18 protein-coding genes and 1 pseudogene are annotated in these 15795 nt (G+C 63.8%); 7 read left to right on the top strand and 12 right to left on the bottom strand.

Translation table 11 applies throughout. The features are described from left to right. Positions 1-51 precede the first annotated feature (51 nt). Positions 52-264, top strand: coding sequence for a hypothetical protein (locus AC1DNF_RS00585; protein WP_478146580.1), 213 nt, complete (start codon positions 52-54; stop codon positions 262-264). After that, positions 261-1046 carry an SDR family NAD(P)-dependent oxidoreductase gene (locus AC1DNF_RS00580; protein ID WP_478146579.1) on the top strand — a complete coding sequence of 262 codons (786 nt, stop codon included), beginning with the start codon at positions 261-263 and terminating at the stop codon, positions 1044-1046. Before AC1DNF_RS00585 ends, AC1DNF_RS00580 begins: the two co-directional genes overlap by 4 nt. Before the next feature lie 44 nt (positions 1047-1090). Here the strand turns inward: AC1DNF_RS00580 and AC1DNF_RS00575 are convergent, their stop codons facing one another. The 3 genes from AC1DNF_RS00575 to AC1DNF_RS00565 form a co-directional block, all read right to left on the bottom strand. Next, entirely contained in the window at positions 1091-1882 is a 792-nt protein-coding gene (locus AC1DNF_RS00575; protein ID WP_478146578.1) for an SDR family NAD(P)-dependent oxidoreductase, read from the bottom strand. Positions 1883-1914: 32 nt separating this feature from the next. Next, positions 1915-2757: an aspartate/glutamate racemase family protein gene (locus AC1DNF_RS00570; protein ID WP_478146577.1), complete on the bottom strand. Its 843-nt coding sequence runs from the start codon at positions 2755-2757 to the stop codon at positions 1915-1917. Positions 2758-2882: 125 nt separating this feature from the next. Continuing rightward, complete coding sequence (locus AC1DNF_RS00565; RefSeq protein WP_478146576.1) at positions 2883-3251, bottom strand: EthD domain-containing protein; 369 nt, start codon at positions 3249-3251, stop codon at positions 2883-2885. Positions 3252-3863: 612 nt separating this feature from the next. Here AC1DNF_RS00565 and AC1DNF_RS00560 point away from each other — a divergent pair. The 3 genes and pseudogenes from AC1DNF_RS00560 (at position 3864) to AC1DNF_RS00550 (ending at position 5685) form a co-directional block, all read left to right on the top strand. Further along, positions 3864-4232 carry an EthD domain-containing protein gene (locus AC1DNF_RS00560; protein WP_478146575.1) on the top strand — a complete coding sequence of 123 codons (369 nt, stop codon included), beginning with the start codon at positions 3864-3866 and terminating at the stop codon, positions 4230-4232. Between the two features lie 146 nt (positions 4233-4378). After that, a pseudogene (locus AC1DNF_RS00555) lies at positions 4379-4540 on the top strand (histidinol dehydrogenase); the annotation flags it as partial. Continuing rightward, complete coding sequence (locus AC1DNF_RS00550; RefSeq protein ID WP_478146574.1) at positions 4537-5685, top strand: epoxide hydrolase family protein; 1149 nt, start codon at positions 4537-4539, stop codon at positions 5683-5685. The pseudogene AC1DNF_RS00555 and the gene AC1DNF_RS00550, both read left to right, overlap by 4 nt. Before the next feature lie 36 nt (positions 5686-5721). Here AC1DNF_RS00550 and AC1DNF_RS00545 read toward each other — a convergent pair whose 3' ends face one another. From AC1DNF_RS00545 to AC1DNF_RS00505, 9 genes are read right to left on the bottom strand one after another with little or no spacing between them, the layout of a single operon-like run. After that, the gene (locus AC1DNF_RS00545) at positions 5722-6483 is read right to left on the bottom strand and encodes an SDR family NAD(P)-dependent oxidoreductase (protein ID WP_478146573.1); all 762 of its coding nucleotides are present in this window, start codon (positions 6481-6483) and stop codon (positions 5722-5724) included. 46 nt (positions 6484-6529) lie between these two features. After that, on the bottom strand, positions 6530-7516 hold the full coding sequence (locus AC1DNF_RS00540) for a branched-chain amino acid ABC transporter permease (protein WP_478146572.1): 987 nt from the start codon (positions 7514-7516) through the stop codon (positions 6530-6532). Between the two features lie 44 nt (positions 7517-7560). Then, positions 7561-8439: a branched-chain amino acid ABC transporter permease gene (locus AC1DNF_RS00535; RefSeq protein ID WP_478146571.1), complete on the bottom strand. Its 879-nt coding sequence runs from the start codon at positions 8437-8439 to the stop codon at positions 7561-7563. A 9-nt stretch (positions 8440-8448) separates the two neighbouring features. Continuing rightward, positions 8449-9162, bottom strand: a complete 714-nt coding sequence (locus AC1DNF_RS00530) for an ABC transporter ATP-binding protein (RefSeq protein WP_478146570.1) — start codon at positions 9160-9162, stop codon at positions 8449-8451. Beyond that, positions 9159-9935, bottom strand: a complete 777-nt coding sequence (locus AC1DNF_RS00525; protein WP_478146569.1) for an ABC transporter ATP-binding protein — start codon at positions 9933-9935, stop codon at positions 9159-9161. Before AC1DNF_RS00525 ends, AC1DNF_RS00530 begins: the two co-directional genes overlap by 4 nt. A 12-nt stretch (positions 9936-9947) precedes the next feature. Then, entirely contained in the window at positions 9948-10805 is an 858-nt protein-coding gene (locus tag AC1DNF_RS00520) for an SMP-30/gluconolactonase/LRE family protein (protein ID WP_478146568.1), read from the bottom strand. Positions 10806-10820: 15 nt separating this feature from the next. Beyond that, positions 10821-11609 carry an SDR family NAD(P)-dependent oxidoreductase gene (locus AC1DNF_RS00515; RefSeq protein ID WP_478146567.1) on the bottom strand — a complete coding sequence of 263 codons (789 nt, stop codon included), beginning with the start codon at positions 11607-11609 and terminating at the stop codon, positions 10821-10823. Positions 11610-11642: 33 nt separating this feature from the next. Next, positions 11643-13283 (bottom strand): flavin-containing monooxygenase, encoded by a 1641-nt coding sequence (locus AC1DNF_RS00510; protein ID WP_478146566.1) that lies wholly within the window; start codon positions 13281-13283, stop codon positions 11643-11645. Positions 13284-13298: 15 nt separating this feature from the next. After that, complete coding sequence (locus AC1DNF_RS00505) at positions 13299-14135, bottom strand: enoyl-CoA hydratase/isomerase family protein (RefSeq protein ID WP_478146565.1); 837 nt, start codon at positions 14133-14135, stop codon at positions 13299-13301. 220 nt (positions 14136-14355) lie between these two features. On the opposite strand from AC1DNF_RS00505, the gene AC1DNF_RS00500 reads away from it, so the two are divergent. Then, positions 14356-14592 (top strand): hypothetical protein, encoded by a 237-nt coding sequence (locus AC1DNF_RS00500; RefSeq protein WP_478146564.1) that lies wholly within the window; start codon positions 14356-14358, stop codon positions 14590-14592. Next, positions 14589-15773: a lipid-transfer protein gene (locus tag AC1DNF_RS00495; protein ID WP_478146563.1), complete on the top strand. Its 1185-nt coding sequence runs from the start codon at positions 14589-14591 to the stop codon at positions 15771-15773. The genes AC1DNF_RS00500 and AC1DNF_RS00495 overlap by 4 nt, the downstream gene beginning before the upstream one ends. The last annotated feature ends 22 nt before the right edge of the window (positions 15774-15795 follow it).

Here is a 15795-nt window from a genome sequence, read left to right as displayed (position 1 = left end):
TCCGAGGAAATCCTGCAGGCCGGCGGCGACTTCCGACAAACGGGACTTCCCATGACAGAAGCGTTCATTTTGGATGCCGTGCGTACGCCGCGCGGCAAGGGCCGCGCCAGCGGTGCGCCGCACGAAGTCGGGGTGATGGCCGGCCACTTCGCAGTGGAGAGCCGGCAGCGCGCGGCGCGTGCCTGGCGCGAGCAGCGCTTTGCAAAGCCCATGCACACCTTCGTTTTCCGCGCCCCCGAGGCGCTTCCCTTGGAGCTGCAATGAACACTCATCCCTTCGACGGCCGGACGGCCGTGATCACCGGCGGCGCGAGCGGCATCGGCCTGGCGCTTGCGCACCAGCTGCTGGGGGTCGGCGCCAATGTGCTGGTCGTGGACCGCGATGCTGCCGCGCTCGACCGGGCGCTGTCTGGCATGGACGCGAAGCGCGCGATCGTCGTGCAGGCCGACGTGGCCGTCGCGTCCGACGTGCAGCGTTACGCCGACACTGCGGTGCAGCGCTTCGGCCGCATCGATCTGTTCCACAACAACGCGGGGATCGTGGGGCCGCAATCCTCGCTGCTCGATTTCCGCATGGAGGACTTCGACCGCGTCTTTGCCGTGAACGTGCGCGGCATGCTGCTGGGCATGCAGGCCGTGGGCAAGGTGATGCGGGCACAGGGCGGCGGGGCCATCGTGAACACCGCGTCGATAGCCGGCCAGCGCAGCAGGTCGCCGGAAGCCGGGCTAGGCATATACGGCGCCTCCAAGGCGGCCGTGATCCGCATGACGCAGCAGGCCGCGCACGAGTTCGCGCCGCACGGCATCCGCATCAACGTGGTCTGCCCGGGGCCCATCGACACACCGCTCCTGCGCAGCACGTTCCGCGTGGACGGCCGCACCGAGGAGCAGGTGGAGGCCGCGGTCAAGCAGCACTTCATGAACCAGCCGCTGAAACGGGCGTGCACGGCGGAGGAAGTAGCCAATCTCGTGTTCTGGCTGCTGTCGCCGCAGGCGAGCATCGTCACCGGTGCGGTCTACAACGCCGACGGGGGCTCGACGGCATAGCGCCCATCAGGCGGTCGCGCCGGCCTTGCGGCGCGCTCAATGCACTACAACGAGCTCACGAGTTGTCCGCCATCGACCGCCAGCACTGAGCCGGTGATGTAGCGACCAGCATCCGAGGCTAGCAACAGGGCAGCGCCGGAAAGCTCGTCGGCCTGGCCGAAGCGGCGTTGCGGTATGCGTTTGACCAGCGCGTTCGCGAAGCCGCGATCGACGAAATCGTGGTGCATGTCGGTCTCGAAATTACCCGGGCACAATGCGTTGACGCGAATGCCATGTTGCGCGAGCTCGAGCGCCATGACTTTCGTAAGATGGATGAGACCCGCCTTCGATGCGCAGTAGCTCGACAGATGCCCGCCGGGCCGCAGGCCGGCGGTGGAGGCGACGTTGATGATGGATCCGCGGCCGAGCGGGACCATCGCGGCAGCGGCACGTTGCGAGACGAAGAACGCGCCGCGCAGGTTCGTGTCCATGACCATGTCGTAGTCCGCGCCCGTCTGCTCGAGGAACGGCTTGGTCACGAGAACACCCGCGCAGTTCAACAGGACATCGGGAGGTCTGCCGAGCTCGTGCGCGATGCCTTCGAACGCCGCATCGAACGTATCGGTCCGCACGACGTCGAGGGTGACGCTGGTGGCGCGGTGACCTCCCGCGCGCAACTCGGCCACGGCGCTCTCGAGCCGATCGCGGCGCCGCGCCGCCAAGGCCACCGCGGCGCCGGCGCGCGCAAACACCCCCGCGAGGTGAAGGCCAAGGCCACTGGAAGCTCCCGTGATCAATACCACGCGATCGCGCAGGTTGAACGCGTCGAGTTCGTCAGTACCAGGATGTGCGCTCATCGGGTTTTTTGCTTGCCTCGAGTGCCAGGCACCTATCGTGCAGAAACTGCAGCCGCCGGCAGGATTCGATCCAGAACGGATTCGGACGGTCGCGCGTACTCCCAAGCCCGGCCGACACGCAGCCCGGTCTTACGCCAGAGGTTCACCAGCATTTCCGCATAGTTCCAGGCGATGCCCACCGTGTCGAGGATCGGTACGGAATCGACAGAGATAACATTGTTGCTGCGTAACAATGCACTGAGAACTGCTTCAGCCGGGATGATGACGTCCGCCCCGTTTGCTATTTCTTGTCTGCTTAACCGCAGGAACTCTTCGATGATCATCGATGGATCGGACCAACCCTTATTGAACTGCAGTTCATCCATCATCGGGCCCACCGACCGCACGGCCGAGACGCGACTCTCAAGACCGTACACACGGACATGGTCTTCGACGATTCGCTGAACCGCTGGAACGCTCGAAATCAGGGCCTGCTTCTTGCCCAGACTGCACGCCACCAACATGCAGGCTTCGCCGATCGAGACCACTGGAATATCGACGATAGAGCGAAGCTCACGCACGAACGGCTCACTAAAGGATGCGATTACAAACGCGTCGTATCCCTGGTCCTCTGCCTGCCTTCCATATTCGATGATCTGGCGGTAGACCCGGTGGTACAGGTACGGTGCCCGCAGAACATCGGTTGTGGTGAGTCCGGCATACGTTCCCTCAGGCAGTCCGTGGACCACTACTTCGGTTTCTTGCCCACACACCGCGCGAACGTGACCTTGGAGGCTTTCTGCGTAGGTCGGTTGAACCGAGAGGTCGGCCATGGATTGATGCCAGAAGCGCATTGTTTTGTTCCGTTGTATCTGGAAGTGGATTTGTGCTGCCATGAATGCCGTAAATGGTCGTCACTGGCAGGGGTTCGCTGCGCCGGGCTGCGCCCTTGACGGCGCCGCAGCGCCGGAAGTCCTTACGCGCTTGCCTGGATCCGCACGTTGCAGGAAGGCCCGCGGCTTCAGACCGTGGGCGGCGCCCCTGCAATCTGGTACACCTGATTGTCGAGAACCGTGATCTTGGTCATTTCCATGTCGAGGAAGAGATGTTCGTCAGGGATCATCACGGCGCGGTGGACGGGCTCGGCGCGCATCTTCTTGAAATCCTCCACGCTGTCGTACCAGGCCTCGGAGAAGCCATCGTACTCGAGCGGCTTCAGGCCCGGGAAGATCTCGTTCGGCACCAGATGGTGCTGGACGTACCGGCGCATGTACTTTCCGATCTCCGGTATGTTGCGGACTAGAGAGCCATGAACGTCTCGCCAGTGCCGTGAGAATTGCTCGTACGTCAAGCCCGGCTTGCGCTTATAAAAACCCATAACGATGATCATGTCCGTCTCCAGTTTGCGTGACAGTCCCGCCGCGCTCGTCGTACGCAACGTTTGAAATCGATCTGGCGAGAGAGTGCGGCGCCTCCGCTCGGCAACTCCTTTTGCCGAGATCGACGCAGCCATCATCGCAATGGTTCAAAGGCAGGCTTCCGCTTTTCCGTCTGACGGAAAGGAAAGTTGATGTGCCCGGAAGTGGTGTGAGTCCTTCCGCTGTGCGGCAAGGCGCGTAGGACGAGGCAGAGAACGCCGAGCTCGCCTTCATGACCTTCCCCCGGGCGCACTGGGTGCGGATCCACTCCACCAACCCGCTTGAACGAGAGAGCGAGGAGATCGCGTGTCGTGGCTTCGGCGGTGGAGCTGGCCTGTTCAAGCAGGTCACCCGGCGAGAGTGCTTCTCACGCGCATGCTCCACTCGTGCGCTCAGGTCCTGAACCTGCCGTCGTCTTTTCCGCCAGACGGAAGAGTGGAAGCATGTCTTCGAACCATTGCGATGATGGCTGCCGTCGATCTCGGCAAAGGAGCTGCCGAGTGGAGGCCGCATTCTCTCGCCAGATCGGTTCAGCGTCGCGCACCACGGGCGCAGCGGGACTGTCACACAAACTGGAGACGGACATGATCATCGTTCTGGGTTTTTATAAGCGCAAGCCGGGCTTGACGTACGAGCAATTCTCAAGGCACTGGCGCGAGGTTCATGGCCCACTCGTCCGCAACACACCGGAGATCGCAAAGTACATCCGCCGGTACGTCCAGCACCATTTGGTACCGAACGAGATCTTCCCGGGCCTGAAGCCGCTCGAGTACGATGGCTTCTCCGAGGTCTGGTTCGACAGCGTCGAGGATCACAAGAAGATGCGCGCCGAGCCCGTCCACCGCGCCGTGATGATCCCTGACGAACATCTCTTCCTCGACATGGAAATGACCAAGATCACGGTTCTCGACAATCAGGTGTACCAGATTGCAGGAGAGCCGCCCAAGGTCTGAAGCCGCGGTCGGAGCCGCGGGCACGCAGCGACCATAGGCTGATGAGTGCTGCGACGGGGCAGCGCGCCGCGTCGGAGCCGATGAACAGGAAGCAAGACGTGCAAGACAAGCTGTTCGGGGCGCCTCTGGGAAACGAGTCGCCATGGTTCCAGCGGGTGCTGACCTGCGAAGCCTCCGTCCTGATCGGCTTCTACGGCTCCCGGCTGTGCGCGCTCAAGGGGATGGCCGGGCACGGCGAACAGGCCAACATCCGCGTGCGCCGCTGCGGCGGGCGCGAGGTCCCCTACGCCGGTGCGGTTTCAGCATGAGCCCGCCCGCGCGAACCGTACCCTTCGAGCTGCAGGTCGAGGATGCAGCGCTCGAGGACCTGCGCCAGCGCCTCGAGCGCACGCGCTTGCCAGACCAGGCGCCTGGCTGTAGTTGGGAGTGCGGCACCGAGCTGGGCTGGTTCCAATCGATCCTGGCATATTGGCGCACGGGCTTCGACTGGCGCGCGCAGGAGCGCCGCCTGAACGCCTTCGCGCAGTTCAAGGCGAAGGTGGGCGGAATCGACCTGCACTTCCTGCACGTGCCGGGGGAGGGGCCCCGGCCCGGCTCCGTCTTCGAGTTTCTGGAGCTGATCCCCAGGCTGACGCAGCCGCAGCGCTTCGGCGCACCCGCCGAGGACGCGTTCACCGTGGTCGCGCCCAGCCTCCCCGGCTTCGGCCTGTCCTTCGAGCCGGGCCAGCCGCGCTTCTCGGCCGAAGCCATGGCCGACGCGCTGGTGGAGTTGATGTCGGGAGTGCTGGGGTACGAGCGCTTCGCGGCCCAGGGCGGCGACTGGGGCGCTTCGATCGCGGCGCGCATCGGTTTGGCCCACCCGCAGCGGGTGTACGGCATCCACCTCAATCTCCTGCCGCTGCCCCGTGATCCGGCTCGCATCCGCACGGAAGAGCCGGCGCAGGCGCGCTACCTGGCGCAGCTACGGAATTGGCTGAAGGAAGACGCCGCCTATGCCGCCATCCAGGGTACCCGGCCGCAGACCCTGGCCTATGGCCTGTCCGACTCGCCCGCCGGCCTGGCCGCGTGGATTCTCGAAAAGATGCGGGCATGGTCGGACTGCGGCGGCGACGTCGAGAGCGCGATCGACCGTGACACGCTGCTGGCCAACGTGTCGCTGTACTGGTTCACCGGCGCGATCGGTTCCTCCTTCTGGCCCTACTACGCTCGGGCGCATGGCCCCTGGCCAGTGCCGGAGGACGCGACGGTGGGCGTCCCGCTCGGCTACGCGGAGTTTCCTGCGGAGATCCTGAAGCCGCCACGCTCGCTGGCGCAGCGCACCTTCACCGACATCCGGCGCTGGACCGAGATGCCGCGCGGCGGGCACTTCGCAGCGCTGGAGCAGCCCGAGGCCCTGGCGAGCGAAATCCGCGCGTTCTTCCGTCCCTTGCGCCATCCGGAGCGTACGGCATGAGACAACGATTCGAAGGTGCGCGTATTCGACAGAGCCTCAAAAGGCGAGATACCCGCCATCGGAAGGGTAGAAGCCGCCGGTAACAATGCTGGCGCGATCGCTCGACAGCCACACGACGAGTTCAGCAACTTCCTCGGGGTTGCCGAGCCGCTTGAACAGCTGCTGGTCCGCCACACTGCGCAGGTTGTCTTCACCGCGCCATGCCGTCATCGGGGTCTTGGTGAAACCCGGGGCCACGGCATTCACACGAACACCCTGGCCCCCGTAGTCGACCGCGGCGCTGCGTGTCAGGCCAAGCACGCCGTGCTTTGACGCGATGTAGGCCGCAAAGCCCGGCGCGTGCGCGACCTGCGCCACTATGGAGGCGATGTTGACGATGGAGCCCCCGCCGGCGTGAATCAGTGCCGGAATCTGCGCACGCAAGCCGAAGAACACGCCGGAGAGATTGACTGCAAGGACCTGCGCCCAGTGCTCCGGCGCCACATCGGCCAGAAGCAGATTTCCACTTTGCTGTCCGCGAACGGTGGCGGCATTGTTGCAAGCGACATGCAGCGCCCCCCATCGCTCCACTACGTGTTCAACGGCCTTGAAGTGCTGGTCAGGTTGCGTGACATCCAACAAGTGGAATGCGGCCTTGCCGCCTGCGCCCTCGATCAGCGCGACCGTTTCCTGCCCCCCTTCGCCATTCACATCGCACACGAGCACGCGGGCACCCTCCCTTGCGTACTGCAGCGCAACACAGCGGCCGATGCCGGAACTGGCACCGGTCACCAGCGCCACCTTGTCTTTCAGCAACATGTCTTGTCCTATCACTGTCAACGCGCACTGCCCCGGGATGGCGCAGTCACGCTCTTTGGTCCGCTGCGCCGCGACGACGCAAGCGGTTGCGGCACGCTGCCACCACCCCGGCCAAACCTGCGGGCATGAGGAACACCAGCAGAATCAGCAGGACGGCGTACACGATGCCCTCCGAGCCTTTTTGGAAGCGCTCGGACAGCTGGGGAACGAACACAATGAAGATCCCGCCGAAGAATGCTCCCGGCAACCAGCGGATGCCGCCGAGAACCATTCCGACGAAGAACGCGATGGACACGCCCATCGTGAAGCTGTCCGGGGAGACGTATTGCACCGTGATCGCACTCATCGCGCCGGCTACTCCTGCGTACAACGCGCTGATGCCGAATGCCAGCGTTTTGTAGAGGGAGATGTTCACTCCCATCGATCGGGCCGCGATCGGGTTGTCGCGAATTGCGACCAGCGCGCGCCCGCTGCGCGTGGTCATCAAGCTGACGGCCCCGGCGAGCATCAGCAACGTCACGAACAGAACGCACAAGTAAAGCCACGCATCAGGGCTCATCGCGAGGCCGAACGGAGGCTCCGGCTTCGCAAGAGAGATTCCGTTGACACCACCGGTAAACGGGATGAGAGGAGTGAGTTTCAGCACCTGCGGGGTTGCCACGGCCAACGCAAACGTTGCCAGCGCCAGATAGATACCCTCAAGTCGGAGGGCGGGAAACCCAAACAGAAATCCGAAGACGAAACAGATCGCGCCTGCGACCAGCAACGTGACTGGGTAGGACACAAGATTCCGATCGAGCAGAATTGCCGCCGTAAACGCACCCGCGGCGAAGAACGCCCCATGGCCAAGCGAGAACTGGCCGTTGAAGCCCGTCAGCAGGATCAGGCCCATGATGGCGACGCTGTACACCAGCACCTGGGTCAACTGGAACGTGATGAAGCCAGGCAGAAGAAACGGAGCTGCCGCGGCCAGGACAATCAATCCCGAAACCACCCATGGATGGCCGGCCGGCTGCTTCTTGTGCGCAGCCACGGACCGGACTGCCAAGGGATTGTCTTGTCTCGATAAGGACGTCATTACACTCGCTCCACGATCGCTCTGCCGAACAGCCCCCGGGGGCGCACCAGGAGCATGGAAATGATCAGCACAAGGGCAATGGTCAGCCGCAGCTCCGTGCCGATCACCGGTATGTAGGTTCCGGCGAGGTTCTCGATGACGCCGACCAGGATACCGCCGACCACCGCCCCCAGCGGGCTCGTCAACCCGCCCAGTACTGCACCCGCGAAGCCGTAGACGAGAATGCCCATCATCATGTTCGGCTCCAGGTAAACGACGGGCGCGATCAGCATTCCGGCGACGGCGCCTATTGCAGATGCAAGCCCCCAGCCGAGCGCTGTCATCCACCCGACCCGCACGCCGACCAGCCGGGCGGAAACCGGATCGGCAGCCGCCGCCGTCATGGCCAGTCCCACGCGTGAGAACCGGAAAAACAGGAACAGCGACAGCAGGATGACCAGGCAGATCGCGAGCATGCCCAGCTGATGGTTGCTGATCAGACTGCTGCCCAGGAAAGGCTTGAATCCGAAGGGAGACGGGAACGTGCGAACCGTGTGCGACCAGATGGCACCGGCGCCACTGTTGAAAAGGCTCATCAGCGCGATGAACATGACGACCTGGAGAAAGGCCGATGCCCGCAGCAGCGGGCGGATCGTCACGCGCTCCACCACCACGCCTCCCGCGAACGAAACGGCGATGGTGAGGACGAAGGCCACCCAGTAGGGGGCGCCCCACTGGATCAGCTGCCATGCGACGAAAGTGGAAAACATCGCCATTTCGCCTTGAGCGAAATTGATGTGGTGAATGGCCTGGTAGATCATCACTGCCGACAGTGCCACGCAGGCGTAGATGGCGCCAGTCGACAATCCGGAGGCAATCTGCTGGATCAGGTGTTCCATGGCTTGGTCTCAGTAGCCCAGATACGCACGGGCGACGTTCTCGTCCTTCTTGACGTCAGCGGCGGCGCCGCCGAGAACGACGCGACCCGTTTCGAGGACGTAAGCCTGGTCGGCAAAATCAAGTGCAATCGAGGCGTTCTGCTCCACGAGCAGCATGCTCGTGCGCTGCTCGCGATTCAACCGGGCGAATATCTTGAAGATTTCCTCGACGATCAACGGTGCGAGGCCGAACGAAGGCTCATCCAGCAGCAACAGCTTCGGGCGCAGCATCAGGGCCCTTCCCACGGCCAGCATCTGCTGTTCGCCGCCGGACAAGAGGCCGGCCTGCTGTGTCCTGCGGGTCTTCAGGATCGGGAAGTAGTCGAACACCATCTCGTGGTCCTGCCGGACCTCTGCCGAAGGCCGCCGCGTGATGGCCCCGAGCCGCAGATTTTCCTCCACGGTCTGGCGTTTGAAGGTTCCGCGCCCATCCGGCACGTGGGCCACACCCTTGCGGACGATCTCCTCCGTGCTCATTCCGATGATCGACTCTCCGGCCAAGCGAATGTCACCCGTACGCGGGATCATCCCGCTGATCGCGCGCAGCGTCGTGGTCTTGCCGGCTCCGTTCGCCCCCAGCAGGGTCGTCACCTTTCCTTCGGCAACGTCGAAGCTCAGGTCGTGCAGTACGTTGGTCTTGCCGTATCCCGCGCCGACGCCGCGGACCTGGAGAATGTTTGTCATGATGCTTTTCCGGCCCCGAGATAGGCGGCGATCACGGCGGGATTGCTTCGCACCTGGTCGGGCGTACCGGCGGCGATGCAGCGGCCGAAGTTCAGTGCAACGATGCTGTCGCAAATGGACATCACCAGTTGCATGTGGTGCTCGACGAGCAGGATGGAAATCCTTCGCTCGGCGCGCACTCGCCGGATGAGGCGTCCGAGATCCTCCACCTCTTCGTGGTTCAGTCCGCACGCTGGCTCGTCGAGCAGCAGCAGCTTGGGTTCCATCGCCAGTGCGCGGGCCATTTCGACGCGCTTCTGGGTACCGAAAGGCAGGTCGGAAACCGTCACATCCTGCATCCGGTCCAAACCCATGTAGTCGATCATCTCGTCGGTTCGGCGCTCGATGTCCCGCTCGTTTTGACGCGCGCGACCCAGCCTGAACATGTCACTGACCAGATTGTTCGGAAATACAGAGTGCGACCCGATCCTGACGTTGTCGCGCACGCTCAGGTCATTGAACAAGGCCAGGTTCTGAAAAGTCCGGCCGATTCCCAGGGGCGCTGTCTTGTGGGGCGCCACGCGCAGCAGTTCGTTGCCTTCGAACAGGATGGAGCCCGAGTTGGGCGTGTAGATCCTGCTGAGGCAATTGAACAGGGTGGTCTTCCCCGCACCATTCGGGCCGATCAAGCCGGCGATGACCCCTTGGGGTACCTCGAACGAGACGGCATCGAGGGCGAGGATTCCCCCGAACGCGACACGAACGTCCTGGACCTTGATGATCGGATCGGCCATCGAAGGGCGACCTCAGCGAAACGGGTGCAACGCCAGCCCGGGGTGCGGCCACTTTCCCCGCAAGACGCGGCCGTTCGACGAATCGGTGACGACGATGTTGCAGTCGGCATCGATGGCGACGTTGGTGCAGTACTGACCGGCGCCGAGTTCGACGATCTCCAGCAATTTGCCTTGGGGTGAGAACACCTGCAGGCAACCCATTTCCTTGTCGCTCAGCCCCACAGTGGCGACGACGAAGTTGCCGGCTGTATCGATCGCAAAACCGTCCGGCACGTTGCGGCTCATCTGGATCACCACCTCCGCTTTCTCCGTGCGGGGATCATCGAGACGAAACCGGAGGATGCGGCCGGACCGTGTATCGGCGACATAGAAGCAGTCGGTCTCGGTCGTGAACCCGATGCCGTTGCAATACCAGTCCATGGTCGTGAGTCGCTCGCCCTCGCCCGACGCCGTGTCGAACCGCCAGAGTCGGCCGTCGTTACGCGCCGGGCCACGTGTGGGGTCGGTGACGTAGAGCAGCCCGTCCGGCCCGAAGGCCAGGTCGTTAGGAGCCGTCGGCCCGCTACTCAGCGCCTGGAAGCTCCCGTCGCGGCGCACGTGCACGACGTCACCCTTCGCCGGAGGCACATTCGGCTTGGTGAGAAACACCCCGCTGGTCCCCCCGCCGCTCTGCGCCACGAACAGATCGCCATTCTTGGCTTCGACGGCGCCATTCGGGCCGCCGCCCAACATGGCCAACATGCTCAGGTTGCCATCCGAGATCTTGTAGAGGCAGCCGTCGCTGAGCGACACGACGACAATGCTGCCATCGCGGCATTGCACCGGTCCCTCGCAAAACCCCACCGCATCCGTTACGACTTCGAAATTCATCTTGTCTGCTCCTAATTAGTCGGCTTTCCACAGCGCGGTGACACCCATCACCGGGCCTGCCAGCTTCCCGCCGTCGACGTTGAGCGATGCGCCGGTCACAAAAGAGGACGCGGGCGAAGCGAGCCAGTAGATGGCCTCGGCCACCTCCTCCACAGAGCCGACGCGTTTGAGGGGAGTGACTGACGAAATGGCGGTGTCGATGTCTTTCCCGTACAGCCGCTCGCTCATGGGGGTGCGGAACGAGCCCGGAGCAATGATGTTCACGCGGATGCCCTTCTCGCCGTACTCGAGTGCGGCCGATTTGGTCAGGCCCACCAGCGCGTGTTTCGTCGCGCAGTAGGCCGCCATGCGGGGCGTGCCCCGAAGCCCGGCACTCGAACCGACGTTGACGATTGCGCCGCCGCCCGTCTCCAGCATCGCCTTGATTTCATGCTTCATGGCGGTGAACACGCCCATGAAGTTGATGTCGTACAGCCGCCTGGCTTCGTCCTCGGAGTAGTCGACGAGAAACCCGCGCGTTCCTTCGACGCCGGCATTGTTCACCGCGCAGTCGAGACGGCCGTGCGTGCGGATTGCGAGGTCGACGAGCGCCTGGACATCGGCGGGCACCGCGACGTCCGTGCGCACAAACGTGGCCCTGCCTCCGGCCGCCCGGATCTGTGCCGCGGTTTCTTCACCGCCCGCGGCGTCGCGGTCGCCGATGACGACGTCATAGCCGTCGCGCGCGAAACGCATCGAGGCCGCGCGACCGAGGCCGGAAGCGCCGCCCGTGATCAGGCAAACTTTTGGATCTGGAGATGTCATGGTTCTCGTACGTGATTGAGTTGGAATGTGGATTTACGAAATGTCCAATTGCTGGTAGCCGGAATTCGCAACCTCGTCGCACTTCTTGCGGTACTCGGTGGCAGGCCCGTTGTACCGAATCACGGACCGCTGGGTCTTGCCGGCGACGTTCTTGTTCACACCCGTCATCCACGAATCGATCTTGCTGGCGAGCAACTCGGTGCCGAGTCCCCGTACGTGTTCCGTCCACGCTTTCATCACCTCGACGGGTGCTGCAATGCGCGTGATTCCCTTGCGCGTCGCGAATCGAAGCAGCTCGGAAATCCACTCCGCGCCGTACTCGATGCCACGGGGCGCATTCCCCAGCGCCATGTGCGGGCCGGCGAGCATCAGGAAGTTCGGGAAGCCGGCGACAAGGATTCCGAGGAAGGTTTCCGGCCCGTTCTTCCACGTCTCTTTCAGCGAGACACCGTCCTCTCCGCGGATGTCGATGCGATCGAAGCTCCCGGTCAACGCGTCGAATCCGGTCGCATACACGATCATGTCGAACTCGAGCTCTTCGTCCCCGCTCACGATTCCCCTGGCGGTCATGCGCTGTATCGGCGACTCGTTGACGTCCACCAGCCGCACGTTGGGCTGGTTGTAGACCTCGTAGTAGTTGGTCTCGAGAGGCACCCTCCGCGTGCCGAATCCATGGTTCTTGGGGATCAATTTTTCCGCCGTGGCAGGGTCCTTGACCCGCTCGCGGATCTTCCTGGCCACGAAATCCGAGAGGGCGGCATTCGCTTCGGGATTAATGAACGCATCGCGGAAGTTCCCCATCCACAGCCCGAAGCCGGGAGTGTCATACTTCTCTTGCCAGAAAGCCTCCCGCTCCTCGGGGGGCACTTCCATCGTGAGGCGAGGGTCGGGAACATGGATGAAACAGCCCGGACTCTCCTGGCATCGGCGAAAGATCTCGGGGAAGTCGGCGCGCAGCCTTTCCATTTCGTCCTTGGCGATCGGGCGGTTGCCGAGGGGAACGCACCAGTTCGGAGTCCGCTGGAACACGGTCAGGTGCTTGGCTGTCTTGGAGATTTCCTGAATCAGTTGCACGCCGCTCGAGCCGGTCCCGATCACGGCGACGCGTTTGCCGGCAAAGCTGACCTCCGTCTTGGGCCAGAGCGAAGCCTGGTACGACTCGCCGGCGAAGTCATCGATGCCCTCGTAGTTCGGCAGGGTGGGCGCCGAAAGCGGTCCAAGGGCTGTGACGAGGAAGCGGCACGTGCAGGTGGAACCGCTTTCCAGCGTTACAGACCAACGCCGTTCTGACGCGCTGTATTTCGCCGACTTCACGCGGCTGTTGAACTGCATGTCTCGCCGCAGATCGAACTTGTCGGTCACGTAATTCAGATAGCTGAGCGTCTCGGGTTGCGGGGCGAAGTGCTCCGACCAGTCCCACTCCGCCAGCAGTTCTTGCGAGAACGAATACGCGTAGGAATAACTCTCCGAGTCGAACCTCGCGCCCGGATACCGATTCCAGTACCAGGTTCCGCCGACGCCGGTGCCGGCCTCCACTACGCGGAAGCGCAACCCCATCTGGCGGAGCCGGTAAGCCTGATAGATCCCTGCAATCCCGGCGCCGATGACGACGACGTCGTAGTCGTTCACCTGCTCGGAAACGAAGCTTTTCAGTGTTGTCTCAATTTCTTTCATGCCCTCGCTCCTCTATCAACGTCCGCGCCACACCGGTTTGCGCTTTTCAAGAAAGGCCGTGGCGCCTTCCAGCAGGTCTTCGCTCCCGAAGAAGATCGTCCGCATTGCGTTCAGATAGGACACGGCCGCATCGAAATCCATGTCCGCCGACTCCTGCATCGCTTCGATCCCAAGGCGCAGGGCGAGGGGGCTGAACTCACCGACGGTGGTCGCCAGGTCCAGTGCCGTCTGCTGGAGGTCTGCCGCGGGCACCACCCGGTTCACGATGTTGTGCTCGAGGGCCTCTTGCGCATCGAGAATCCGGCCGGTGAGTGCCAGTTCGAACGTGAGGCGATCGCCGAGTATCGGGCGAACCACGGGCACAACCGTGAGCGGGAAGATTCCCAGCTTGATCTCCGGAATTCCGAAGGTCGCCACGTCCGACGCAACTGCCAGGTGGGCGAGGCAGGTGATCCCCAGGCCGCCGCCCAGCGCAGCACCGTTCACCGCCGCGATCAGCGGCTTGCGGTAGCTGCGTGCCAACCGGAAGATCTCCAACGGCGGATAGTCGGACAGAACCTCAGGAGGCCGTTTGCTGAACCCGGCCTGGAAGTCCTTCTGGTCACCGCCGACGCAGAACGACTTGCCGTTGCCCGTGAGGATGACGGCTGAAACCTCCGTGGCGGCCGCGGCTTCCTGGAGGGCCGTCAGCAGGTTGCGGGCCTGCACGAAGCTGAGGGGATTGCGCCGCTCCGGCGCGTTGAGCGTGATGCGACGCACGCGCCCAATGTTTTCTACTATCAGTTCCTGAGACATTTGCTCCTCGCGGAAAGCGATCTTGGGATGAGGCGAGGCAAAGGCGATGGTCGCCACGCCTCATTCAGGGGGGGACTCCTGGCCGCGGTGTTCGTGCTTTCGGTCATGACGCTACTGTGCCTTGAGGCTGGGCGGCCGCCATATCGTCGCAACCGACGAATTTGCGTTCCGCACCGCACGGCGCCGCCAAACGAAGGCCCCAATCGTCGGATGCGACGATTGGCCTGTAGCGGTACGCGCTTAAGCTGCCCCTTAACGACGCAAAGGGACGCAAGCCATGGCCCCGACGGAACATCTGCTCGACGTGACGGAACGCCTCACCCGCTGCTGGGACAAGCGCGACATCGAGGGCGCCTTCGGCGACGTCAACTACCGGGAAGCGCTGCGCGAGCACCTGGTCGGCTACTTCAAAGCCTTCGACAGCCGTTGGGTGATCACATCCCACGATCACCTGGCAGGCAAGGACGCAATCCTCGTGAGCGGCCTGATCCAGAAACAGATGCGAATGCCATGACAAGACCGGTCCACGTCGCGGGCGTCGGCATGATGCCGTTCACCAAGCCCGGCGCGAGCGAGTCCTACCATGCCATGGGTGCGCGCGCGGCACGCGCCGCCCTCGACGACGCCCGCGTGGACTACCAGCGCGTCGAGCAGGTGTACGCGGGCTACGTGTACGGCGATTCGTGCAGCGGCCAGGCCGCCACTTATCACCTGGGCTTGACCGGCGTGCCCGTGGTCAACGTCAACAACAATTGCGCCACTGGGTCCACCGCCCTGTTCCTGGCGCGCCAAGCGATTGCCAGCGGCGCCGCCGAATGCGTGCTTGCGCTGGGCTTTGAGCAGATGCAGCGCGGCGCCATTGCCACGCACTGGCAGGACCGCCCGGACCCGTCGCAGCGCCTGCTCGATGCCATGGAAGCCATCCAGGGCCCGTCCACGGACGCGCCGGTCGCTGCGCAGTTCTTCGGCGGCGCCGCCCGCATGCACATGCAGCTGTACGGCACCCGCGCGGACACCTTAGGCCGCATCTCGGTCAAGGCGCGACGCCACGCCGCCGGCAACCCCCTCGCGCTCTTTCGTGAGCCGCTGACACTGGACGAAGTGATGGGGTCGCCGGCCGTGTTCGACCCGCTGACCCGGCTGCAATGCTGCCCGCCCACGTGCGGCAGCGCCGCGGCCGTGCTGTGCTCCGCCGACTTTGCCCGCACGTACAGGTTGGACGCGGTCGTGCGGATCGCCGCGCAAGCCATGACCACCGACGGCAACAGCAGCTTCGACGAGAAGGACATGCGCAAGCTGGTTGGCTACGACATGACCCGGCGCGCGGCGGCACAGGTTTATGACGCCAGCGGCATCGGCCCCGAAGACATCCCCGTGGTGGAACTGCACGACTGCTTCACGGCCAACGAGCTGATCACCTACGAGGCACTCGGGCTCGCGCCCGAAGGATGCGCAGAGAAATTCATTCTCGAGGGCGACAACACGTACGGTGGCAAGGTGGTAACCAACCCCTCCGGGGGTCTGCTGTCCAAGGGTCATCCTCTGGGTGCCACCGGCTTGGCCCAGTGCGCGGAACTGGTGTGGCAATTGCGCGGGCAAGCGGGTGCGCGCCAGGTGGAAGGTGCGCGGCTCGCGCTGCAGCACAATCTGGGACTAGGCGGCGCCTGCGTCGTGACCCTGTTCCAGCGGGACTGACCCTGCCGCCGGCTTGCTCGAA

The organism is Variovorax sp. 01T432, from assembly GCF_056398605.1.
This window is presented reverse-complemented; position numbering and strand designations above follow the sequence as displayed.

Bases quoted from the DNA above. Each gene is read 5' to 3' on its own strand.
- AC1DNF_RS00585 (WP_478146580.1), top strand. From the start codon at position 52: ATGACAGAAGCGTTCATTTTGGATGCCGTGCGTACGCCGCGCGGCAAG.
- AC1DNF_RS00580 (WP_478146579.1), top strand. From the start codon at position 261: ATGAACACTCATCCCTTCGACGGCCGGACGGCCGTGATCACCGGCGGC.
- AC1DNF_RS00575 (WP_478146578.1), bottom strand. From the start codon at position 1,882: ATGAGCGCACATCCTGGTACTGACGAACTCGACGCGTTCAACCTGCGC.
- AC1DNF_RS00570 (WP_478146577.1), bottom strand. From the start codon at position 2,757: ATGGCAGCACAAATCCACTTCCAGATACAACGGAACAAAACAATGCGC.
- AC1DNF_RS00565 (WP_478146576.1), bottom strand. From the start codon at position 3,251: ATGATCATCGTTATGGGTTTTTATAAGCGCAAGCCGGGCTTGACGTAC.
- AC1DNF_RS00560 (WP_478146575.1), top strand. From the start codon at position 3,864: ATGATCATCGTTCTGGGTTTTTATAAGCGCAAGCCGGGCTTGACGTAC.
- AC1DNF_RS00550 (WP_478146574.1), top strand. From the start codon at position 4,537: ATGAGCCCGCCCGCGCGAACCGTACCCTTCGAGCTGCAGGTCGAGGAT.
- AC1DNF_RS00545 (WP_478146573.1), bottom strand. From the start codon at position 6,483: ATGTTGCTGAAAGACAAGGTGGCGCTGGTGACCGGTGCCAGTTCCGGC.
- AC1DNF_RS00535 (WP_478146571.1), bottom strand. From the start codon at position 8,439: ATGGAACACCTGATCCAGCAGATTGCCTCCGGATTGTCGACTGGCGCC.
- AC1DNF_RS00530 (WP_478146570.1), bottom strand. From the start codon at position 9,162: ATGACAAACATTCTCCAGGTCCGCGGCGTCGGCGCGGGATACGGCAAG.
- AC1DNF_RS00525 (WP_478146569.1), bottom strand. From the start codon at position 9,935: ATGGCCGATCCGATCATCAAGGTCCAGGACGTTCGTGTCGCGTTCGGG.
- AC1DNF_RS00520 (WP_478146568.1), bottom strand. From the start codon at position 10,805: ATGAATTTCGAAGTCGTAACGGATGCGGTGGGGTTTTGCGAGGGACCG.
- AC1DNF_RS00515 (WP_478146567.1), bottom strand. From the start codon at position 11,609: ATGACATCTCCAGATCCAAAAGTTTGCCTGATCACGGGCGGCGCTTCC.
- AC1DNF_RS00510 (WP_478146566.1), bottom strand. From the start codon at position 13,283: ATGAAAGAAATTGAGACAACACTGAAAAGCTTCGTTTCCGAGCAGGTG.
- AC1DNF_RS00500 (WP_478146564.1), top strand. From the start codon at position 14,356: ATGGCCCCGACGGAACATCTGCTCGACGTGACGGAACGCCTCACCCGC.
- AC1DNF_RS00495 (WP_478146563.1), top strand. From the start codon at position 14,589: ATGACAAGACCGGTCCACGTCGCGGGCGTCGGCATGATGCCGTTCACC.